This window comes from Bradyrhizobium sp. SMVTL-02 (genome assembly GCF_051853005.1).
Taxonomy (GTDB): domain Bacteria; phylum Pseudomonadota; class Alphaproteobacteria; order Rhizobiales; family Xanthobacteraceae; genus Bradyrhizobium.
Genome location: NZ_CP182469.1, coordinates 1,560,842 through 1,584,450, shown reverse-complemented (window position 1 = coordinate 1,584,450; position 23,609 = coordinate 1,560,842). Strand labels below are relative to the sequence as shown.

General features: G+C 56.7%; 14 protein-coding genes. 4 read left to right on the top strand and 10 right to left on the bottom strand.

Features of this window, described 5'->3' with window-relative positions:
• Positions 1–19: 19 nt before the first annotated feature.
• From nifN to nifH, 5 genes are all read right to left on the bottom strand, one after another.
• Positions 20–1,402, bottom strand: coding sequence for a nitrogenase iron-molybdenum cofactor biosynthesis protein NifN (gene nifN, locus ACNJYB_RS07445; RefSeq protein WP_439373356.1), 1,383 nt, complete (start codon positions 1,400–1,402; stop codon positions 20–22).
• 22 nt (positions 1,403–1,424) lie between these two features.
• The gene (nifE, locus tag ACNJYB_RS07440) at positions 1,425–3,083 is read right to left on the bottom strand and encodes a nitrogenase iron-molybdenum cofactor biosynthesis protein NifE (RefSeq protein ID WP_439373355.1); all 1,659 of its coding nucleotides are present in this window, start codon (positions 3,081–3,083) and stop codon (positions 1,425–1,427) included.
• 108 nt (positions 3,084–3,191) lie between these two features.
• Entirely contained in the window at positions 3,192–4,751 is a 1,560-nt protein-coding gene (nifK, locus tag ACNJYB_RS07435) for a nitrogenase molybdenum-iron protein subunit beta (protein ID WP_439373354.1), read from the bottom strand.
• Positions 4,752–4,799: 48 nt separating this feature from the next.
• Complete coding sequence (gene nifD / locus ACNJYB_RS07430) at positions 4,800–6,302, bottom strand: nitrogenase molybdenum-iron protein alpha chain (RefSeq protein WP_439373353.1); 1,503 nt, start codon at positions 6,300–6,302, stop codon at positions 4,800–4,802.
• Positions 6,303–6,370: 68 nt separating this feature from the next.
• Positions 6,371–7,261: a nitrogenase iron protein gene (nifH, locus tag ACNJYB_RS07425; RefSeq protein WP_439375493.1), complete on the bottom strand. Its 891-nt coding sequence runs from the start codon at positions 7,259–7,261 to the stop codon at positions 6,371–6,373.
• Positions 7,262–7,600: 339 nt separating this feature from the next.
• On the opposite strand from nifH, the gene ACNJYB_RS07420 reads away from it, so the two are divergent.
• Positions 7,601–8,074: a response regulator gene (locus tag ACNJYB_RS07420; protein ID WP_439373352.1), complete on the top strand. Its 474-nt coding sequence runs from the start codon at positions 7,601–7,603 to the stop codon at positions 8,072–8,074.
• A 574-nt stretch (positions 8,075–8,648) separates the two neighbouring features.
• Here the strand turns inward: ACNJYB_RS07420 and ACNJYB_RS07415 are convergent.
• From ACNJYB_RS07415 to ACNJYB_RS07405, 3 genes are all read right to left on the bottom strand, one after another.
• A complete protein-coding gene (locus ACNJYB_RS07415; protein ID WP_439373351.1) occupies positions 8,649–8,843 on the bottom strand; it encodes a 4Fe-4S binding protein in 195 nt (64 codons plus the stop codon).
• 224 nt (positions 8,844–9,067) lie between these two features.
• Positions 9,068–9,907 carry an SDR family NAD(P)-dependent oxidoreductase gene (locus ACNJYB_RS07410; RefSeq protein WP_439373350.1) on the bottom strand — a complete coding sequence of 280 codons (840 nt, stop codon included), beginning with the start codon at positions 9,905–9,907 and terminating at the stop codon, positions 9,068–9,070.
• 1,507 nt (positions 9,908–11,414) lie between these two features.
• Positions 11,415–12,818: an LLM class flavin-dependent oxidoreductase gene (locus ACNJYB_RS07405; RefSeq protein ID WP_439373349.1), complete on the bottom strand. Its 1,404-nt coding sequence runs from the start codon at positions 12,816–12,818 to the stop codon at positions 11,415–11,417.
• A 521-nt stretch (positions 12,819–13,339) separates the two neighbouring features.
• On the opposite strand from ACNJYB_RS07405, the gene ACNJYB_RS07400 reads away from it, so the two are divergent.
• The gene (locus tag ACNJYB_RS07400) at positions 13,340–14,311 is read left to right on the top strand and encodes a pectinesterase family protein (RefSeq protein WP_439373348.1); all 972 of its coding nucleotides are present in this window, start codon (positions 13,340–13,342) and stop codon (positions 14,309–14,311) included.
• A gap of 174 nt (positions 14,312–14,485) precedes the next feature.
• On the opposite strand, the gene ACNJYB_RS07395 is transcribed toward ACNJYB_RS07400, so the two are convergent.
• Positions 14,486–15,793 carry a glycoside hydrolase family 28 protein gene (locus ACNJYB_RS07395; RefSeq protein ID WP_439373347.1) on the bottom strand — a complete coding sequence of 436 codons (1,308 nt, stop codon included), beginning with the start codon at positions 15,791–15,793 and terminating at the stop codon, positions 14,486–14,488.
• A gap of 249 nt (positions 15,794–16,042) precedes the next feature.
• Positions 16,043–17,869: a glutamine--fructose-6-phosphate transaminase (isomerizing) gene (glmS, locus tag ACNJYB_RS07390; protein ID WP_439373346.1), complete on the bottom strand. Its 1,827-nt coding sequence runs from the start codon at positions 17,867–17,869 to the stop codon at positions 16,043–16,045.
• A 1,586-nt stretch (positions 17,870–19,455) separates the two neighbouring features.
• On the opposite strand from glmS, the gene nolL reads away from it, so the two are divergent.
• Together nolL and ACNJYB_RS07380 are read left to right on the top strand one after the other, a co-directional pair.
• A complete protein-coding gene (nolL, locus tag ACNJYB_RS07385; RefSeq protein ID WP_439373345.1) occupies positions 19,456–20,571 on the top strand; it encodes a nodulation factor fucose acetyltransferase NolL in 1,116 nt (371 codons plus the stop codon).
• Positions 20,572–21,500: 929 nt separating this feature from the next.
• Positions 21,501–22,223, top strand: coding sequence for a hypothetical protein (locus ACNJYB_RS07380; protein WP_439373344.1), 723 nt, complete (start codon positions 21,501–21,503; stop codon positions 22,221–22,223).
• Positions 22,224–23,609: the final 1,386 nt, after the last annotated feature.

The window sequence follows — 23,609 nt, the reverse complement described above, 5'->3', positions numbered from 1 at the left end:
CTGTGATTCCTATTTCGCGCTAGTTTGGTTGCGGCGGAACGACATGCAGACCGGCGTCTACGATCCGCCAGGTTGCCGGCGTGGGCTGGCGGTTGTCCTCGCGATCAGCAATGATGAGGTTTGCGAGGTCGAAGATAAGCTCGCGCGTACCGCGATAGCCCACGCTCATCCGGTGACCTGCGCCCAGGCGATCGAACGTCGGAAAGCCGGCACGGTAGAACGGAATGTCGAGCCGAGCGGCCGCCTGCCGGCCGTGCGAATGAGAGATCAGCAGATCACACTGCCGCACCTTTGCTAGATCCTCCAGATCTCCGAGATCGCCGATGACGACCTCCTTGGCCTTAACGCGTTCGAGCACCGGAGATGCCGTTGTCGTCACCGCCGCGGTCACCTGCGCACCCATCTCGTACAGCATGCTCGAGATGTCGAACAAGAGGTCCGGCTCGGCCCCAATCGCTAGCTTTCGACCTCCGATATGGAAATGCGCATCCAGCATGGCGTCCGCGAGCTGGCCACGCTGCCGGCGATATTTCTTCGGCACCGCCTTACCGCTGAGCTCGCTCAAGAAAGTAATGAATTCATCGTTAGGGAGAAGACCACAGAGCCGTTCGAATAGCCGGAACGGCACGCCAGTCTTGGCCTGCATCGCCTCAGCCGCACGCCTCATCTGAGCTCCGATAGCGATCGTCCAAACCGCCTTCCCCATAGTCGCGATCTCGTCGACCCCAATCCCACCGATCGTAGTCTGCGTGAATTCGTCGGGGATGTGACCGTCGAGCGAACCTGAGATATCCGGCAGGAAGGACGACCTGATCCCAAAGTCCTCAAAGATCGTCCGTAGCTCGTCAAGGTCGCCAGGGGTGAGGTGGCAGCCAGGTAGGACATTAACCCGCAAGGAGTCACGCGGGGTGGCCGCAGCAACGGGATCAACGAGTACTTCAACCATTCGCGTCACGGTCCTTTCCCAACCGTCCTGAAAGGCATCCTTGAAATCGGGCGTCGAAACGTAGACGAGCGGCACACCTTTGAGATGCGGATGATTCTGCCGAATAAGGCGAATGAACGCCTCCACGTCGTCGCCCTTGGTCTCGGTGACGCCGGTCGAATTGATGCCGATAATCTCCGGCTTGACGCGTTTGTAGATATTGAGAATTGCCTGCTCGACATTCTCGTAACCACCGAGCACTGTGGACACCTCGCTCATCGCGGTGGTCTGCAGGGGCACCGCTTCCTTGAAATGGCGAACAAACAGGGTCAATCCGAAAGACGTGCAGCCCTGAGGGCCGTGTAAGAGTGGCATCGCCCCCCGAAGTCCCAAGAAGGCGAAGGAGCCGCCGATCGGCTGGCTCATCTTCAGCGGGTTGATCGTGCAGGCCTTGTCGGAACAGGTAACGATAGCCATGGCTTGCACCCTGCTTGACGCCCTACTCCGCCGCCTGCAGCGCGGACGTCGGCTGGGCCGGCATATTCTCCTCGGTCGCCCGCATACAGGCCGCGGAAGCCTCGGTGTCATGGGCCATGGCATCGGTAGCGGTCGAGCCGTGAGTGGGAATGCGATCGTTGATGATGCTGAAATCGACTGTTTTACACGACTGAGTTCTCTTGGCGCGCACGGCTTTCTCGGCAACAGCCGAATTCGGCCGGCCTCCGGCGACGGGCACATCCATTTGGCCAGGCGCCTCAGCTTGCCAGTTCATCTCCGCGACTTCCCACGGCGCGGGCATACGGAGCTGATCCCACATCGGATTGTAAAGCGCCTTATCGATCTCTTCCATGAGCTTCACGATGCCCACATAGCCCATGTAGGCGTGGCAGCGTTCTTGATTAATGTCGAGCCATGGCACGGCCGCTTTCAGAGCGACAAACTGCGACTTGCCGCCCGATAGCATGATGTCTGCTTTAGCCTCTCTCAGCATCTTGTACATTTCACGCGGCGAAAGATCCTCGATCATATGGGCATCATGTCCCATCAATTTCTGGATGCGCTCTTTGTCCTCGCTGGTTGATTTCTTGACTGAAGTGCCGACAATCTCGAGCCCTGCTTCCTGCAGAGCAGCAACCACGGACCATGACTTCACGCCGCCAGTGACGAGCAGCACCTTCTTGCCGGCAAACCGCGGCTTGAACCGCTCGATCGCGGCCCAAGCCTTTGCTTCCTCGCGTGCGATTGCTGCCTCAGTGCACTCCATTAAGTGGCGCGGCGCGCCGCGCTCGATCAGCATGTGCGCGATGTTTCGCAGAGCCTCGCTGGTGTCTTGGATGCCGTAGAAAGATCCTTCAAAAAATGGAATGCCGTAGCGTTCTTCCATCCTGCTCGCGACGTTGATCATGGCCTTGGAGCACACCATCATGGCGGCGCGTGCCCGATGCGAGCAGGCGACCTCGCCAAATTTGCCATCGCCGGAGATGCAGGACAGAACGCGGATGCCGATTTCGTCCAGCAGCGGCTTGATCTGCCAGAGCTCGCCGGACAAATTGTACTCACCTATGAGATTGATATCGTAAGGTGTTGTGTAATCGGGCTCCTGCGTGCCAATCACGTACTCCAGCAGCGCTTCACCGGCGAGCTTATTGCCAAGGTTTTTCGAACCAACAAATCCCGGCGAATTGACGGGAATGACGGGCTTGCCGAATTTTGCTGCTGCGATCTTGCAGACCGCATTGATATCGTCACCGATCATGGCCGGAACGCAGGTCTGATACACGAAGATCGCTGGAGGATCATACTTTCCGATGATTTCCTTGATGGCCTTGTACAGCCGCTTCTCGCCGCCGAATACGACATCAATCTCATTCATGTCGGTCGTGAAGCTTGTGCGCCACAGATCAGATCCTGAGGAGGCCGAGCCGCGATTGTCCCAGGAGTTGCCTTCGCACGCGATCGGGCCATGAACGAGATGAGCGACATCTGTAAATGGCTGCAGGGCAATCTTGGCGCCATCAAAGGAGCACCCTCCGGCGGCCCCGCCCGGCTGCGGCTGCTTGGTGCAGCCTTTCTTTCGTTCGGCCTCCGACTTGTTGGCGTTCCTAGCGCAACCCGTCGCGTTGAAGACGTCCTGGATCGTGGCTGACAGCGAAGTCACGGAGGTCTCCTTCGGCAGACCTTTCTTAGTCTGCATGAACGATTACAGGTGTGCAGATCCCCACCTCAAGGCCGCGACACGCGGCGATGAGGTGGAGGCAAGCTCGCATTAGCGGATAATGTCAAAGCTGTAGTCGGTTTTGCCCACCACATTGGTCTTCTTGTCGATCTCCTCAAATATCTTATCGAGTATCTTCACCAACACATTCATGCCGCCCTGATAGCCCCATACTGGATAGCGATGGTGGTGGTGCCGATCGAATACGGGGAAGCCGATGCGGATCAGCGGCGTTCCAGTATCGCGCTCCAAGTACTTGCCGTAGGTGTTGCCGATCAGAAGATCGACCGGTTCGGTGAACAGCAGCGAGCGCATGTGCCAAAGGTCCTTGCCCGGATAGGCGTGGCAGTCCTTGCCATACTGCGAACTGGCAAATAGCGCCTGCATTTTGCCTTCCCAGGCTTTGTTGCCGTTGGTTGACAGGACGTGGGTCGGTTCGGCGCCGAGCTCGAGCAGGAAGGCCGCTAAGCCATAGCAAAGATCGGGATCGCCATAGATCGCGAACTTCTTACCGTGAATGTGCGCACTAGAGTCCGCCATGGCGTCGACCAGACGGCCGCGCTCCTGTTCTAGGATCTTCGGGATTGCTTTACCCGTAATGTCTGACAGGGTCATCAGGAAGTCGTCGGTTGCGCTGACGCCGACCGGATGATTGAACGAAACGACCTTTTGGCCATGACTTTCGATGAAAGGCAGCGTTTTCTCTGTACAATACTGCTGCATTGAGATGGTCGCCTTGGCGTGGATGGCATTTGCTGCGTCCGCCAGCGTGGTCCCTCCATCATACATACGAAACTCACCGTCCGTCGGCGTGTCGAACACGTCACTGTTATCAGCGAGAATTGTGTACGCGACGCCCATCAATTCGAAAATGCGCTTTATCTCACGGATGTTGCCTACGGTGTAGCCGTCGAAGCCGCCGATGAAGTTGATCTTTTCGTTCGGCTGGCGCTCGAGCTTCGGCTCAGAACCCGCCTTGCCGTCCCAGAAATGTTCGATAATGCCTTTTAGCGCGTTGTCATAGCCCGTGACATGGCTACCCACGAAGGCCGGCGTATGAGCGAAGGGAACGTCGAACTCGGCCGGAACAGAGCCTTTTTCCTTCGACGTTTTGATGAAGGCGTTGAGATCATCGCCGATGACTTCCGCCATGCAGGTGGTCGAGACCGCGATCATCTTCGGTTTGTACATATTGTAGCTGTTGGCGAGCCCATCGATCATGTTATTGAGACCGCCGAATACAGCTGCATCTTCGGTCATCGACGAGGAGACACAGGAGGTCGGCTCCTTGAAGTGCCGCGATAGGTGACTTCGATAGTAGGCGACACAGCCCTGTGAGCCGTGCACGAAAGGCAACGTGCTCTCGAAACCGACCGAAGCAAACACGGCACCCAATGGCTGGCAAGCCTTGGCCGGATTGATGGTCAGTTCCTCGCGCGCGAAGTTCTTCTCGCGATATTCGGGTGTTTTGGCCCATTCGCGGATACGTTCGACCTCCGCAGGATCATGCGCGTTCTCAAAGAGCGCTCGTTTGTTCGCCAGCATTTGCTGGTATTCCGGGCCCCGGAACAGCTCGAGATGATCGAGCACGTTTTCGGCAGTCTGTGTCATCCTAGCGTCCTTATTGGATTCGTGTTTCGATCGTCGGGCCCGGCTCGCTCATTCCGCCGCCATCAGGCTTGGCAGCGGGGCGTCCTTCCACGGCGGCCTGGTCTTCTTCCAGATCGGTGAATTGACTGCCATATCCATATCGCGGGCAAAGATCGCGAATCCGTCATAGCCGTGATAGGGGCCCGAATAGTCCCAGGAGTGCATCTGCCGGAACGGCACCCCCATTTTCTGGAAGACGTATTTTTCCTTGATGCCGGAACCAACGAGATCAGGCTGGATCTTCTCGACGAAGCGCTCGAATTCGTAGCCAGTGACGTCGTCGTAAATTAATGTCCCATCTTTTACGTAATGCTGCGCCGTACGCTGATAATCGTCGTTGTGACCAAATTCGTAGCCGGTCCCGATGACCTCCATACCGAGGTCTTCATAGGCGCCAATCACGTGCCGAGGGCGCAAGCCGCCAACGAAGAGCATCACGGACTTACCTTCCAGGCGCGGCCGATACTTGGCGATGACGGCATCCACCAACGGTTGGTATTTGACTATCACTCTTTCGGCTCCTTCCTTAATCTTGTCGTCGAAGAAGCTTGCGATCTTACGCAGCGACTCCACGATCTTGGATGGGCCGAAGAAGTTATACTCGCACCATGGAATCCCGAACTTTTCCTCCATATGGCGGGAGATGTAATTCATCGAGCGGTAGCAGTGCAGGATGTTCAGCTTCGCTTTCGGGGTCGCTTCAAGCTCGGCGAGACTGCCATCGCCAGACCACTGCGCAATCACGCGCAGGCCCATCTCCTCCAGGAGGATACGAGATGACCAGGCGTCGCCACCGATGTTGTAGTCGCCGATGATGGCGACGTCATATGGCGTGGATTCGAATCGCCGTTCCGTTTCCGGGGTGAGCTTGTCAAAAATCCAGTCGCGTACAGCGTCATTGGCGATGTGATGGCCAAGAGACTGCGATACGCCGCGGAAACCTTCGCAGCGTACCGGCACGACGGTCTTGCCGCCATATTCCTTCGACTTTACTCTCGACACTGCCTCTATGTCATCACCTATCAGGCCAATCGGACATTCCGACTGGATGGTGATTCCACGGTTGAGCGGAAACAGGCCTTGGATTTCGTCGATCACCTGGGCGAGCTTTTTGTCGCCGCCGAAGACGATGTCCTTCTCCTGGAAGTCGGACGTGAACTGCATGGTTCCGAAGGTATCGATGCCGGTGGTGCCGACATAATAGTTTCGTCGCGATCCCCAGGAGTACTGGCCACAACCGACCGGGCCGTGGCTGATGTGGATCATGTCCTTGATCGGCCCCCAAACGACGCCCTTCGAGCCGGCGTAGGCGCAACCTCGAATGGTCATTACGCCGGGGATCGATTTGAGATTCGACTTGACACCGCAATCAGACTTGCCGGCCTCGTGCACGTTAAGGTGCTTGGCACGACGTTTGGCTGTCTTCTCAGGGTAGACCTGCAAGACTTCGTCAATCAATTCCTTGTTGCGGGCCTTGATATCTGCCACGCTCTGGGTGGATGCCAGACTCATGCGAATTTCCTTATTGCTCTCTGCGTCTTTGGGCCGACGCTTTCTTGTGCTGAATGTGAGGTATCAGTTCAGGCCGAAACAGCAGCGAGCTCGGAAGCGGTCTTGCCGACCTGGCTTTCGTCGATCGCCTTCATGATACCGTGCTCCATCAGCATGTCCTCAAGTTCGTCCATGCTGATCGGCGTCGGAATGATGCCCTTGCCGCCGTTGTTGTGGATTTTGGTCGCGAGATTGCGATAGTGTTCCGCCTGCTTGGAGTCCGGCGCATATTCCAGCACCGTCATTCGGCGCAGCTCGGCGTGCTGGACGACATTGTCTCGGGGGACAAAGTGGATCAGCTGGGTGCCGAGCTTCTTGGCGAGCGCTTCGGCGAGCTCTAGCTCCTTGTCGGTCTGGCGTTCATTGCAGATCAAACCGCCAAGCCGCACGCCACCGGAATTGGCATACTTCAGAATGCCTTTTGAGATGTTGTTGGCGGCGTACATCGCCATCATCTCGCCGGACATGACGATGTAGATCTCTTGCGCCTTGTTTTCGCGGATCGGCATCGCAAAGCCGCCGCAGACGACGTCGCCGAGCACGTCGTAGGATACGTAATCAATGTCTTCGTAGGCGCCGTTCTCTTCCAAGAAGTTGATCGATGTAATGACGCCCCGGCCAGCGCACCCGACGCCTGGTTCAGGACCACCGGATTCAACGCACCTAATATCCTGGTAACCGACTTTCAAGACATCCTCGATCTCGAGGTCCTCGACGCTGCCGGCGTTCGCCGCGAGACTCAATATCGTGTCCTGTGCCTTGGCATGCAGGATCAGTCGGGTCGAGTCAGCCTTCGGATCGCAGCCGACGATCAGGATCTTATGACCCATCTCAGCTAGTGCGGCCAGCGTGTTCTGTGAGGTCGTGGATTTGCCGATACCACCCTTGCCGTAAAACGCGATTTGTCTCAGCGAAGCCATGTTGTTCTCCATCTATCGATTGACGACCTGCGCCTGCGCTCTCGTAATCTCATCACTCGGCTCGCAGCATGCGCAGTTCGATGAGCTACAAAGGCAGACAACCGCGCCTGCACAACGACTTTTGCAACGAGCGTGCCAGCGCCCGCGCATAACAAATAGCAGTGGAAGTGCAGATAGATACCGGTGCAGAGGTATTGCTGTCGCAAGTCCGACATCGTCATTTCTCGACACGAGCGGTCGCAACCGCTTGTCTGAAACAAGGCAACGCTTTGCTTCAACTACTTCGAAAGCGACGGCTTTCGTTCGCCCACAGCTGGACAGCTACGGTACGGAGCTTGCTTGATTCGTATCGATCAATGCACAGGAGCTATTATGCTGTTCGATAGCGAGGCTTATATGAGTAGCGCGCGTCCGACCATATTCGTAATCGAACCTGAGCAGGTTGTGCGTTCCGCGCTCGATTACATCTTACGTGAAGGTTACCAGACACATGCTTTTGCTTCTGTGGATGAGGCTATGACGTCGCCATCAACTAGGACTCCCGATCTAGTCCTGGTTGGCATTGCCATTCTGCGCGACCGAGGAGAGGCAGTCCTGGGAGAACTCGCCAAGGTGTTCGCGCGCACCAAGATTCTGCTTGTAGCCGAGCGGAAATCCGATCCCCTGGTGCAGACTGGGCTCGAACGCGGCGCACACGGGTACATCAGCAATCCGATTTCCTTCAATTCTGTCTGCGGAGCCGTCAGGATAGCGATGGGGGCGCCGATTTTTCCCACGCGGCCTCCCGTTCTCATTCCATCCAAGTTCGATTAGGAGTTCCTTGCGCGATTTCGGATGGTGAACTTTAGCTCGGGTTACTCTCGGGTGCCCTCGCAATTGTGCCAAACTCACGCAGCCTCAGCCATGAGGGTCCGCGCCATAGGTACCGGCTTGAAGACCGCATCGTTCGCGATTTCGCGGGGCAGATCTTCAGCCGACCTCGCGGAGAGTAATAGCAGCTTTCTGGTGGCTCTTCCGGATATCAATCTCGTGCCAAGGCAAGGCGACTTAGGCCTTCGATCTAGGTATAACCTCGTAATGGATGTCCGAAACTCCACTTCGGGAGTAGACGCGCGCCGGAGATAAGCCCTGTCATGATCAATGAGCGGGAATAGCCCTCGAAGTGCCATTGAACGCATCCAAGCGAGCCTTCTTCTTCTTTAATCGCCTCAAATCGTTCAAGACCTTCTTATATTGCATCGGCGTCACAGAATAGCGCTCGGTCGACGTCGAAACCGCCTACTCCACCGAACGTTGTGAGACGCTGCCACTCGATTTGTCGACCGAGTTGGCGCGCACCGACGATCGTTCGAGTGAACGCATCGGCGCAAATCCTCGCTCGGCATTGTCAGGCGGGAACGCACGTACCCTCCATCGGACAGACGACCGCGCATTGCGGCGTATCGCAATGCCCCTCGCACTCTGTGCACTTTTGCGGATCGACCACATAGACATCGCCCTTTAGGCTGATCGCGCCGTTCGGACACTCGAATTCACATGCACCGCAAACCGAGCATTGCGAGGCGACGATCTTGTAGGCCATGGATTCCAACTCCATCCTAGGGTTAAAAGGTGATAATTCCGCTTCAAGCCTCGTGCCACACTCGTGACCTTGTAATCACGTCGGAAGTCAATCCATTCTGTCGGCTTACCGAAAACTAATTGTCGGTTTCATACTTGGCCAATTCACGACAATAACTTGTGCCGCCACAACCAATTCTTGTCTTGATTAGCGCACAAACTCCGCGATCAACCACTTCGGCAGTATCACACGTGTTGCCCCCCATTGATTGGCACTTCCGCACCTGTGACGTAACTTGCGGCGCTTGAGCAGAGAAAGAAAATGACCTTCGCGACCTCGTCCGGCGTGCCAACACGGTGTAGCGGTATAATCGGGGCCAACTTTTCTTCAGTTTCCGGTGACAAGATGTCGGTCTTGATCTCGCCCGGGGCGATCGCGTTGACCCGAATTCCGAACGGCGCGTAGTCATGCGCCATCTCACGTGTAAGACAAGCGAGCGCCGCTTTAGAGGTCGCATAGGCAGTCCCCGCAAAAGGATGCACACGAGTGCCGACGATGGAGGTGACATTGACGATCGACCCGGAAGCCATTTTCAATTCTTCGAACAGGCCTTGAGCAAGTAGAATTGGCGCGACCAAATTCACGTGAAACACGCTCATCCACGTGTTGATGGATGTTGTTAGCGAATTCAGCCGACCACCGTCTGGTCCCTTTGGAGAAATGCCGGCATTGTTGATCAGGGCGTGAAGCGGCTCTCCACCGAGCCGCTCCTTGATCTCGGCAATCGCGCGCGGCAACGCGTTGTGATCGCTTAGTTCCACCTGCACATGATTGTCGTTTCCTGATTCCCATGGACATCGACCGCTATTAAACGGCTGTCGAGAGCAGGAGATGATTCGCCAACCGGCTTCGAAGAACAATTTGCCCGTGGCGTGGCCAATGCCGCGCGAGGCACCGGTCAGTACAAGTGTCTTACTTTGACCAAGACGCGCCTGCGACTCATCTTCGTGAAACGGACACCGCGCCAGATCCGGCACAGAGCTCGGACCAGCAACAGTGTGTGCATCTAATCTATCGAGGGACAAGCGAGCTCCTTAAGAGTCCATCTTTGGTGGGAGTTAGCAACAATTGGGCCAGGCACGTGATGGCGACGGGTGTTTACTGCCGGATGTCGACTAAGAGATATCAGTGTCGATTTGACTCGCGCGAACTCGTTGCTTTTCATCGGGGTGCTTCACAAGCGGTCTCCGGCGCAGCTCAGATTTCATACGCGCAGCTTGCGGTCCCATTAAAGCGCCCCTCTAGACAGCGCCGGTTTGTGCGATCGACAGGACTTCCAGGCGTTGCGGCTCGCGAAGTCAACCGAGGCGCCCGGCGCACTTTTGCCAGTCTTAGAATGCGCCGGGTCCCGCCTCTGCACCATCAGTACATCCGTGATGATGCTGATCTGACTGACGCGAGTAGCGTGGCAAAACTGAGGCCCACAGACCGGCTCTACAACGCCGACAACAATTTCAGCAAACAGTTCTCGAGAGCTTGAATCGCACGCGGTGTCAATTTGTACGATCTCCTGTTCTGCACTTGCTCGCCAAGGAGACTGGCTAGTCATAGTGAACGGCGTGATCGACGGGTGGTTGCGACACGATGGACCATATACATGATCTGAAGCCTGTCAGCAGAAATAGGCAGTCGATACATTCCTTATTAAGTCCATAAGCTTTCGGGCGTGAGACTCTCGAATGGGACGATCCGCTTGATTGATGCCGTATCGCGGCGCGTGAGCGAGCACAACATCACATCGATCAGCTTCCTGGGCATTAGTCCAGTAGACGGCATACGGACGCGCTAATAAGTCCTTCGATCAGACCCTTGCTGTCTCAGGTCCGACATCACGGCAGACGATACGGATTTTTTGCCGCCGCTCAGGAGGCAGTTCGGGCATCGCGCATTAGACGCCGGCGAAAGCCTCCTCATCGTGCTCCCGAGATGATGTAGAGACCGCCTCACGCATTCGCGTAGCCTGCAAGGCCGGTTCCGCCGCCTCTTTGGTTGTCTTTGCGGGAGGAGGACGAGCGCTCACGAACTTGTACATGCTGGATTTGCTGCTCCTTATCTCAAGAGCACTTTGCCGCACGGCGAGAGCATCATGTGGCGCATCACCTTCGCCAGGCTCGAAAAGACCTCTGTTAAATCTACAACTTGACGTTACGTGAGGTTCAAGCTCCCCTAGGCCTCTGTGTGCACAATTTTGCAGAGGCGTTGACGAGCTAGGGCAGCCTTAGATTTGCCATGCTGCTTGAGTCATTGGCGACGACATTGTCATGAATGCGTTGGCAGTGTCTCGCGGACCGGCGCACTTTCAGCCTGACAAAGTGCGTCGGTCCGCTTCAGAAAGTTGGCTGCTGCGCCATCTTCTCGCGCAAGGGCTGGCCGCGTTGGCTCCAACCAACTAGCTGGGCAAACGATGTTTGTGCCGGCCTAGTACGACCATTCGCCTGTCACGATGGTTGGAGCAGATCCTGGGCTAGATTTGGCGCTCAGCCGTTGCGAATACGACGACGATCGAACAGAACTCCGGCAAGTTGTGCTCCATCAGTCGACCTTGGCTGCTTTGGCAAACATTTCGCGCGAAACCATCGGGATGGCGCCTCCGCGGGTCGGATCTGCAAACGTACCGCCCGCCGAAACGTAGTCCTTGCCCGTGCGCCGCTCGAGTACGATACCCATCGCCTCAATGTTCGGGATGTCCGTCTCGGTCAGCTCCGGCATCAAGGCCTTACGGGCTATTGCCGCCTCGATGAAGGGCGCCAACTCCTCTTCTTTTTGTCGAACGCGCTCGTCTTCCCGTTCTTTTAGTGCGGGCATAACTTCTCTGGCAAACAGCTCGAGCGCTTCGCAGATGTGTTCGTGCTTAGTTAGTCCGCACTGCTGGACAAAGATCATCTGGTCGATCCCAACGTCGGCAAACCCCATGAGATGGTCGCGAACGCTTCGCGGCCGCCCGATGCTTCCCGCGCCTGGTGTCTCCCTCAGGTCATCCTTGATCGCCTGGAAGCGTCGCCACAAATTCGTTCGCCCAGGACGATGTTCGCCATAGATCGCGTAATGCGCGATCGAATATCCGAAGAATTTGAAGCCCTCGATTCCGCGACGCATCGCTTCTTCGGCGTTATCATGAACCATCATGCCATTGAGCGTTGCAATATTGGCGTTCACCGAATGACCGATAGGCACGCATTCGTCGGACTTGATTGTTTCATAGTATTCGTCGCGCCAGATCTTCGCTTGGGACGGTTCGACGAACCCAAAAACGAGCGCTCCTACCCCGTGACGCGCGGCGCTCAAAATGCTCTCGCGCCGCGAACAGGCCATCCAGAGCGGTGGGTGCGGCTTCTGTATCGGCTTGGGGACGATATTGCGCGGCGGCATTTTGAAGAATTGCCCGTTGTATCCAGGATACGGCCGCATCGTCATCATATTGGCCGCCTGTTGGACGCCCTCGCGCCACATGGCAGTCTTTTGGTCCGGGTCTATGCCAAATCCGTGCATCTCAATGAGCGACGCAGATTGTCCAGTGCCCCACTCGACGCGTCCCCCAGAAATCAGATCAAGCGTCGCGAGGCGCTCAGCTACCCTCGCTGGATGATTGTAGTGCGGCGGGGAAAGACAAATTCCGTGGCCAATACGGATATTCTTTGTCCGCTGCGAAACGGCACCTAGAAAGACTTCAGGTGCCGACGAGTGGGAGTATTCCTCCAGGAAGTGATGCTCGACCTGCCAGATGTTATCGTATCCGAGCCGATCAGCGAGCTCGATCTGCTCCAGAGCTTTTGCGAACAACTTTTCTTCGCCACCCTCTTCCCACGGCTGCGGCAGTTGGTGCTCATAGAACACTCCAAGCTTCATCTGCTTCCCCTCTTTGGCGGAACGGTCGTAAATCGGTTCATATTTCCCAGATGCGGCGCGCCGTCGGTCACCCCAGGTGGAACCATCCAAGCCGAATGTTCGGGTGACTTCACAATGACTGGCACAGTTCTTGTCTCCACAAGCGGCGTTACACTGCCGCTATTCAAGCTGACGAGAAGCCGAACTTGGCAGGACACGGTCCGGACCAGCCGGTGAGTTCTTCATCTGAATTCCCGCCAGCGACCGCAACAAGGCTATTGTCGTGACGGCTCTTACTGTCTACGAGCAATGAGCGTGCCATTTGCTGCAAGTTCCCGATCGAAAAAAAGAAGGCAACGATTTGCGTCGGCCAGCGAAGGCCCTAATGTCGTGTTTCCGACATGAACATCTAAGGAAGATGGGATGCAGACATGGCAATGCGCCGAAGTCTGAGGATGTTGCAGGCGGCGCGGTCGTCATTCACGACGAATTGCCGATGGCGCTGTCCAAATCTGAAATGGGAAAGAAGCTGTTAAGGTCCGGGAGCGTCGCGTCCCGGTGACTCCTAAGCGCCAGCAGTAGACGGCTTGAAGTTAGCCCTACGAAGAGAGAGCATTGTGCGACTTTTCTTGATGTACGTCGCCGTTCTGGCCAGGTGCTTCCACGTCTCGGAAGCACATGCTGAGCGACTTTTGGTTTCGCAGTCCGGCCCTATGGGCTATCGCTCCGTCCAAGAGGCGGTGGACGCATTACCACCTCGAGGCGGCGACATTTTAATTGCGCCCGGCATCTATCGCGAGAAGGTCAAGGTTGCCAAGCCTGGCATTCACATCAGCGGCAGCGGCGAGAAGCCGGAGGACACGGTTGTCGTCTACGGTGATGGCGCCATCAGAGTGGGCGGAACCGTTCATTCCGCCACCATGGAAGCATCAGGCGATGACTTCCGGCTCAACAATGTGACGATACAAAATGACTATTCCTTGGATCCGGCCAATCCGCCGTCGCAGGCGGTGGCGCTGTCTGTTACCGGAGACAAGGACGTTATTACCCGTGTCCGGCTTCTGGGCGCACAGGACACACTATTCGCCAACAAAGGACCGAACGGCCGAACAACACGGCAATACTTTTCGGACTGTTACATCGAGGGACATGTCGACTACATATTTGGCAATGCCAAAGCCTATTTCCAGCGTTGTGAGCTGCACGGCATCGCGAACCAGGCTGTGGTTTATACAGCACAAAGCAAAGACTCGCCGGACGAAGACAGCGCCTACGTTTTCGACCATTGCATCCTGACCGCCGATCGCGCCGCACATCGCATCGCCCTGGGCCGACCTTGGCGCTCTTACGCCACGGTGATCTTTTTATCCACCCGGATGAATGCGCCGGTGATCGCAGAGGGCTGGAGCGAGTGGGATCGCGCCAAAACCAACAGGCTGAGTACCGCTTACTATGCCGAATACAAATCCACCGGTATCGGCGCGAATCCCAAAGGACGAGAACCTTATTCCCATCAGCTGACCGACAACGAAGCGAAGCAATGGTCGCTCAAAGCGTTCTTTGCTGATGACACGACCTGGCTGCCGAACGCACCATCAAGGTAGGGAAACTATAAGACGGTTGTGGAATTCTGGTCCATCTGCAACTGTACCGTACTGGCTGCCGCGCACACGTCCACCGCTTCTGCTATTCGTTACGGCCTGCGTAGCCCTCGCGAACGTCGTAGAACCCTGCTCCTTTGGTTTGTTCGGCGCCGTTGCACAAAGCAATAGGTTCTATCAGTGCGTGTTGCCGGTCGAGCGTTTGCTGGGTGTTTTGGAGAATGCCTTTGCACAGCCTTCCCATACGCTGGACGTCACTCGGCCTTGGCTACCCCGCAAAGGCGGCCACACGCCTGACCCTACCACATTCGCATTTTCCACCTGCCAAGTCGCGCTATCGGAAAATCGCACATCGTCCAGCTCAATCTCTAGCGGGTGGGCGACATCGATACCGTGCATCACCAGCGCACCATCACCGCCACGCACATGGCGCAGAACGATTTGTCGGTAGATGGGAATTTCGTCACCGTGCGCCTGGGGATCATAGCGTGTATCAAAATAAATAGGCCATCGGTTGTTCCGCAGGCACACGTTCTCATAGGTGACCCTCTCCACCAGACCACCCCGGCTGACATCACTCTTAATGCGCAGGCCGGATGTCGTGCCATCCAGGGTCAGGCCGTGCACAAGTATGTCGCTGACGCCTGAGCTAACCTCACTACCGATGGACATGCCGTGTCCCCAACCGAAGTAGTTGTCGATGATGGAAATATATCGGGCGGGACCATTGGTTCCGGCTTTGATAGCCACATTGTCGTCGCCAGTGCGGATCTGACAGTGAGCAATTGTCACATCCTGGCTGGCGCCAGGATCGATGCCGTCTGTATTGCGGGCATCCGCCGGTGTATCGATTGTGACGCCCCAAAAGGTCGCGCCTTCAACCCGGTTCATCGCCACGTGGAAATTGGGCGCATTGCGCAGTGTGATACCATGGAAAGTAATGTCTTGGGCATGGTCGACCTGGATGAGGCGCGGGACGTTTTGGTTGCCACCTTCGGTTTGCGCGCGCCGTGCCAGTTGCCACCAACTCTCGCCGGCGCCGACCATGAGCGCGCCGCCCTGGCCGTCAATGATGCCATCGCCATAGATGCCGCCTCCCCGTGTTTTGAAGAAGCTAATGAATGGCCGGCAGCCGTCGCCCTTGCCTCCGATGCGACCACAATTTCCTGAACCTTTGTCATAGGCCTTCGGCAGCGCGAGAGCGATAAGCGTGGCGTCACGCTCGATCCATAGCATCACTCCGGATTTCATTTCGAGGGGGCCTGAGAGGAAGATACCGCCCGCCAAATAAACCGCCGATCCAGGGGGACACTGCGCAATGGCATCTTGCAGTCTATCGGTGACGCTTTCGCTCGATGGCGCCAGCCGCGCACAAATATGGCTAGGTGCGACGGGCTTGGCGACTGCGCGGCGATCCTTGGCTTGTGCAAGGCCCATGACGGCAAGCATCGACAGCAAGGCGCAATGGTGCAAACGGACCAACATAACAACCCTCATCTTGCGTAGGTCGCCGACCTACTCCGAATGCTGAACTCCAAGTTGTTCTAGTTTTACGTTTTAGAACGGAGGAACATGTGGCAAGTCCACGCGACCAGAAACACACGGCGGCCTGCGTCTGACGGCGGGCCAGGCGGCGCCCGCCGGCAACTTAATTCGCTTCCAATCGACGTGAGACGCGCAGTTCTGATGGTCCACAAATTTGAAGGCAGAAACCATCGGCGCGTTCTGTCGGGCTTATTCGACGGTCACGGATTTGGCGAGATTGCGCGGCTGGTCGACATCGGTGCCCATCACAATCGCCGTGTGGTAGGCGAGTAGTTGCACCGGGATGGCATAGACCATCGGCGTGAAGGCATCCGCCATGTCAGGCATGACGATGGTGGCAAGCGAATCGACCGTCGCCTCAGCCGCGCCCTTGGCATCCGTCATCAGGATGATGTTGCCGCCGCGGGCCGCGACCTCCTGCATGTTGGAGACGGTCTTCTCGAACACGCGATCGTAGGGGGCAATCACCACGACCGGCATGGTCTCGTCGATCAGCGCGATCGGCCCGTGCTTTAGCTCGCCGGCAGCATAGCCCTCGGCGTGGATGTAGGAGATCTCCTTCAGCTTCAGCGCTCCTTCGAGCGCGAGCGGGAAACTGGTGCCGCGGCCGAGATAGAGCACGTCCCGCGACTTGGCGATTCGGTGCGCGAGCTTCTCGATCTGCAATTCGGTGGTGAGCGCGTCTGCCATCAGGCGCGGGATCTCGACCAGCCCGTGCACGAGGTTCGTCTCGTCCCCCTCGGACAATTCGCCGCGCGCCTTGCCGGCCGCGACCGCGAGCGAGGCGAGCACCATGAGCTGGCATGTGAAGGCCTTTGTCGAGGCAACGCCGATCTCTGGACCGGCGAGCGTCTGGAGCACCGTCTCGCTCTCGCGCGCGATCGTCGAGGTCGGCACGTTGACGACGGCGAGCGTGTGCACGCCTTCGGCCTTGGCGTAGCGGAGCGCAGCGAGCGTATCGGCGGTTTCGCCCGACTGCGAAATGAAGATCGCCAGATCGCCCTTGCGCAGAGGAGACTCGCGGTAGCGGAACTCGGAGGCAACGTCGACCTCGACTGGCAGGCGCGCCATGCGCTCGAACCAGTACTTTGCGACATAGCCGGCGTAGCTCGCCGTGCCGCAGGCCGTGATCGTGATGCGCTGGATGTCGCGGAACTCGAACGGCAACTTCACCGGCAGCGACACCCGCTCGGATGCCATGTCGACATAGCGGGCCAGCGTGTGGCCGACGACCTCGGGCTGCTCGTGGATCTCCTTCGCCATGAAGTGGCGGTAATTGGCTTTGTCGACCAGGGAGGTCGAGGCCGCATGCTTGATCTTGTCGCGCTGGACGGCGTGGCCGTCCTTGTCGAAAATCGCAACGCTGTTGCGGGTCAGCACGACCCAGTCGCCGTCCTCGAGATAGCTGATCGTATCGGTGAACGGGCCGAGCGCGATCGCATCCGAGCCCAGGAACATCTCACCATCGCCGTAGCCAACCGCAAGCGGCGGACCGTTACGGGCGCCGATCATCAGGTCGCTCTCGCCGGCGAAGATGAAGCCGAGCGCGAACGCGCCGCGCAATCTGCTCAAGGCGAGCTTCACCGCCTCGACCGGCTTGTTGCCGCGCGTCAGCAGATCGTCGACCAGGTGCAGCACGATCTCGGTGTCGGTCTCGGTGCGGAACACCGTTCCCTTCGCTTCGAGCTCCTCGCGCAGCTCGCGGAAATTCTCGATGATACCGTTGTGGACCACCGCGACCCGCTCGGTGGCGTGCGGATGGGCATTGTGCTCGGTCGGCTTGCCGTGGGTGGCCCAGCGGGTATGCCCGATGCCGGTCGTCCCCTTCAGCGGCTCGTCGCGCAGCCGCGCCTCGAGGTTCTTAAGCTTGCCTTCGGCGCGACGTCGCTCCAGGTGATCGCCTTCCAGCGTGGCGACGCCCGCCGAGTCGTAACCGCGATATTCAAGCCGCTTGAGCGAATCCACCAATTGCTCTGCAACCGGCTCGCGCCCGAGAATGCCGACAATCCCGCACATGCGGATCAATATCCTCCAATCTTTGAAACGATAACTCTCAATTCCGCGTCACACTTTTGCGACACTCGATTGCCGGCGCTAACTTTGACGCGCTCGCAGCCGGTCCACTTATTCCTGTTCTTACGCGTGAGGTCTATTCATCAACTTCGGCTCGCTAAACCGCAGCGCGGCCTTGGCGAGCAGGACCGAACACCAGCACGCAACTGCCGCAAATGACACGACAGTTTGAAGTTGGATCAGATAGCCATGTGCGAGCCCATCTAGGCTCCATTTGGTCGCGAGCCGAAGCACACTTGGTCTCTTCTCCTGGTAACTGCGATAGCAATTGTAGTCGCAATAGACTTGCCGCGTGGACATATCTCGCAAGTAGCCGATCACTAGCGATCGACGACAGTCGATACAGGTCGACCCACCGTTAGGTGTCCTATGATTTACCAATATGAACATCGCGAATCGCCGGACTCGCCGAGGATCATTCATGATGCAACAGCCCGGTTCTTAAGAGGTGCACCGCGGCTGCCGGAATGCAGCGAATAGCTGATTGAGGCTTCCGCCTTCATGCTGTCGCTCATACTCGGCCCGCAAAAGAAGCCCGGCCATTTTCGGTGGCCGGGCAGAAGTCAGCCTCGGAGGAGCGACGCTGCTACACATCGCACCAGCTTCCGCCGGCAGAGGGAGGGCTGCTACCGGCGGTCCATTCGCGGCGAGGGCATTCGCCGCTAACCTTAGCCACAGAAGGCCGATGTCCGTTTCCAACGTAATGTCGTAGTTCTTTCTTCAGTTCCATTAGACCCAACGAATTCGACTTCGTGCGCGCCGCCAATTTTGTGACAACGCTCAGTTCTTCCGCTCCGGCCCCTCGGTTTCGAATAGTGAGAGACACCGAACAAGACAGACCGCACGAGCGCTGAGGCTTATGCGTGCTGTATACCGAACTTTTGCGCGTGCAGCCGAAGATCAATGACCATTCAGATTAGACCGAAAGCTCTTCTCCAAAACGAGGCCTTCGTTATGCAAGATCCAACAGGACTAGTAAAATCGATTGTGTAAATGGGCCGCATCTACACCATGGATAATGCAGCTACTCTCATTCGGCATCGAGATCGCCCGGCTACTATCTGAACAATCTGAAGGCCGGCGATCGGGCCGGCATGCACTCTGGCCTAAGCTCGGTTCTAATTGTGCAGCTACGCCAACAGCATTGACAAGCAGCATCTAAACGTAACCGCTTGACGACCCGAATCCCGTTTTCTGGACCCGGAAAGAGCAGGACCACAAGTCTCTGATGACAGGCCCTGCTAACATGGGGGAACACCGAACGCGCTCTTACTGGGTAAGCTGGACCGGACATCCGTGCGATAAATCCGGTTAGCCGCCAGCTGTGCACGTTCCGGATTGACAAAGGCCCCATTGCTATGAGAGCCCCTCTGGGCTTATCCGACCGAACCCTAACCGCTACGAGAGCGTTCTGCTGCGTCTGTCGCCACTCGCAAAGAGCCGCGGTCATCTTCGATTATGAATGGAAATCGGGAAGTTCAGAAAGCACCGCCAACGACGCTGGCACGGTACAAATGGTTAGAGCTTTTATGACTGATCAAACAGCAACAGCCGCGACAGAACGCAGATCGACTTCCCCCGACAGAGACCTGAGTTTTGATTTCGCTAAAGGAGTTCTCATTATTTTGGTCATCGTTGGCCATCTTTTGCAATATATCATCTACCGAGATAACCAGTATTGGTATTCGCCGTACTTCAAATCAATTTACATGTTTCACATGCCGCTCTTTATGGGAATAAGCGGATATCTTTCCTCGGGCCCGCTTTTGCGGAAAACGTTCACCCGGGGCCTCAAGGAGCGCGCGATCCAGTTACTGTTGCCTGTGCTTTTCTGGTGCACGCTCATGGAAGCAGTTAAGTTGGCCGCATTTTCGCCCGCTCTACCAAGCGGTCTGCTGGGCCTTCCAAGTGAACTGGCAGGCGCATACTGGTTCGTTTGGGCAAACTTTGCTTGTTTTCTTCTCGTTGGGTTTCTCACCGCCGCCGGTCTGGGCTCGACCAGGATCATATCCGTCTCTGCAGTCCTGGTCGCGTTCGCGCCCGTCACCTTTTCGATAGCTCCGTTGATTAGGTACACCTATCCATTTTTCTGCCTCGGGCTCTTGCTCGCCAGGTCTTCTGACTGGCGGACGGGCGCTGTTCTACATCATAGATCGCATTCGTTTTTTTTACTCTCTGGTCTAGCTCTCATATGCTTCCTTGCCTGGGGCAAGGAGACCTACGTCTATAACAATCTCGCTCTGATTCACGATGCGCAGTCGGCCAAGCAAGTATTGCTGATGTTCATTGGCTCTGCCGCAGCCTCTGCTGTCGCCATGGAGGTGGTGCTGCGATGCTGGCAATTTTGCCGTTCAAGTCGGATTGCTCGCTTTATCGCGATGGAGCTGGGCCAGAGCACTCTGGTTCTTTACCTCCTTCAAGCAAGCCTCTTTCGTCTCATGGACCTAGTCCAATTTGGAGAACTTTGGGATCTTCCGACAAGAAGCGCTGTCGCAATTGCGCTTGGCGTTGCTATCGTTTTCGCCACGATAATGGTTCGCTGGGCTGTGAACGACCTTGGATTCATGTCGCGACTTGTCCTCGGAGCGAAGCCACGGTCGACTCTACCAAGCACTCAATCTGCGGTTCCTAACTCTGCGAACTAATGTTCGCCGGTTGATTTTTCGATGGACACTTGGCGAACTCTATATTGCGCAACTTACCAAGCGATAGCTGATACAAGCGCACTTTGAAGGCTTGATGTCGTCGCGCAATCGCGCGCCTTCTCAATGTCGGCTGTCGCGGCTCGGGTGTTGTGAAGCCTATCTCTACACTTTGATTGGGGCACGCGAATAGCGTGATCACCAACGAAGCGCGCTATAGACTTACGATAGCGATCGCACCTAGGCAGCTGCAATGAATTAAGTTCGGTTGCCGTCCGTATACTCCTCTTCGTTCCCCCGCAACACGTTGAAATGGGCAACTCCTGTTCCAACCATCTGTCGAATTTGACGGTCATCGCTGCGAATTTGGTCGTTTTGCGGTAATTGCTATCAGCGTCTCCCTTTTGATCCCTGCCGCGAAACGCGAACCTCAGCTCGCCCCAAGATACACTGCGCTCATGGCAGATTAAGATAATTATGCGAGAACGCAGAAAGGGCTTGAATCGCACGCTGCGTCAGCTTGTAGGATCAAGAATGACAAAGGAGACCCACGTCGCGGCCTCGACGGTCGGGTGGATAGAACGAACGATTTGATGCCTCGGATTCGTTCGCGCAGCCCCTCCTCGTTGCGGCCGGAATTGGGCAGGCGAACGCTCAGCACGCGTCCACCGGACTCATCAGGTCGGAGAGAAGGCCGGGAGATTCAATGGGCCGCTGCTTTCTATCCATGAGGTGAATGGCCTCCATCATAACAATCTATTTTACCAACCCTGACGAAGGCTGCTAGTCAAAGCGGCGATTGAGCTGGGGGATAGTGCAGGTCGTGAGGATTAACCGTCGACTGTTGAGGTCAGTTGCTCTAGGTGGTCTAGTCGGCCCCCAGCGCAATGGTAAGGCTAAGCACGGCCTTTCGAACGGTTGCCAGCAGTGTCTTGTCAAGCCGCAACTACGCCGCGCTGGATGTCAGCGCGGTGAAGGTAGATTCGTGTGCCAGAACGATGCATGAGGCAGCCATGACTATGAGTGTATACGGGTCCAGTAAATCCAGGACGGTGGAGCCCCTAAATCAAGCCTATCGGGAGATGACATTTGGTTTTTTTAAGCAACTCTTTCGATATTTTGCTCTTCCCCTCCGCGTTTTCAGCAGCTCAACTCTCGTTCGACTGAAGGCTGATGGCCCCCCACATATCATCACTGCGGCACGCTCAGGAGAATGTGCTCGTCACTCTCCTCGCTGCAAGTCGCATCTTCAATATCTAAAGCAAGCCGTAGAGTCGCAAATTGAAGAGGTTGCAAGACTGATCTGCGAGGACGAGAGCGCGCTCGAAGCGACCCGCTTTCTCGATACGCTTACAAGCGAGCTGGTAAAGGCGAAGCTCGACATGTGTTCACATCGCGACAAGCAAGCTGGTAGTGCGTCCAACGGAGGCGATGCCAAGCGTCTCGAACAGGAATACGGAAAACTGTACGAGCCGGAACAGCTTTCCACTCTCGGACGGCTTTTTGATGGGGCGGTCTTGGCATTACCTCCGAGCATGCGAACTCCTTCCAACCGAATTGAGATCGCTAAACTCATTTTAGAACGTGCATCTATTGATCAAGTCGAACCGGGGCTTCTTCTCAAGTTGATTACCGCCCTTGTCGCTGCCGCTTGATATAGCCGATCTACCTCCTCCGCCGCGCCATCACGCGATACTGAAAGAGGACTGATTCCAACCAAGAAAGGCGTCGCGCCGCATTCGCCTTCGTGTGGACGGCTCGACACTTCCGAACGAAGCGATCTCGAGCACATTGCAACTGTCGAATCCCGCCCCTCGAGCGCTAAATTCACGGCCGAGCGAGCCAATGTCAGGTCCGGCTAGATCTTCACCGAAGCCGCGGCTTCGTCTAACCGCTGCCCCCAGCCCGATGATCCATAGAGATCACCTGGTCCATTGTTGGCAGCGAGCGTTTCGGTTTCGCCAACACTCGCAAGCATTCTCGCGCTCTGGATCCGAGCGCATTCACTAAAGTCCGATCGCTCCTAGCTTCCCTGCCCGCCAACGTTCAACTCAACGCGCGAATCACGGCAAGGACGATAGCTATCCAGGTGGCAACGCAGAACAATAAGGCGACGCGCCACGCACTTACCCTGAATTGACGGCGCCAGTTGACCAGATCGGATGCGCAGCCGGTAAAGCAGCGGCCCCGAACGACGTCGATTATCTGACGGTAGTCGTGAAATTTAAACTGAGGACGATTTTTGCGGATGTACTTGATTCGATCCCGAGGTGAGAAGCAGGAGGCCCATATGTTCTGTGCTCTCTCCTGCTCGTCCTTAGAGCGGCCGCATTTGTCGGCTACGGCATCATGGGCTCCGGGCGTGATGATGCTATGCTCTGTGCCGAGCGTGTAAATGGGTAGCATGTGAGGCATGGCGTGCACCTTTCGTGTTCAGCGATCCACGCCTACAATGTGACGTTACGTGTGTTTCAAGCTATTCTTCTGGTCTTCACCAGATCTAGTAGTCCCGGCTGCAATCTTGCTCTCGTTTCGAACCTGAGCGCCTTCAACTGGCGACGCAGCAATCTGCGAGCCGAGTAGGCCGACAGCAGTCGACACACCTCCTCAGCGCCGCTTCTTTTGCGACACAACAATCCCAAGCTCTGAGCGATTTCGCACGATGCGCCGCTATTGGGCGAGCTGCTTCCGAATGTGTTTTCGCTACCTCGACGCCTTTACTTTGGTGAAGGTCTGCCGCTGGCCATCGTAATTCACAAATTTTGTCGGGCTGCCGGCCCGGAGGGGTTGAATCGTACGTAGCGTCAAATTGTACGGTCTCGAACAAGTAGCGGTGGTCTTCGGCGGGCCGACGCCTGACGAGTTCAAGGATGGCCAATGTCTCAGCCTATTCAGATCTACACCGCACGAAACTGTGGGGATCCAGGCCTCCAACATGCGTGGAGTCGCCTGCCGCTTTCGGACGATCTTGGGCGAACGACACCAACGCTGGAGTTGAGCGTATCTACCTTCGCCAATTGCGAGAGAGTTCTGGTCCGATC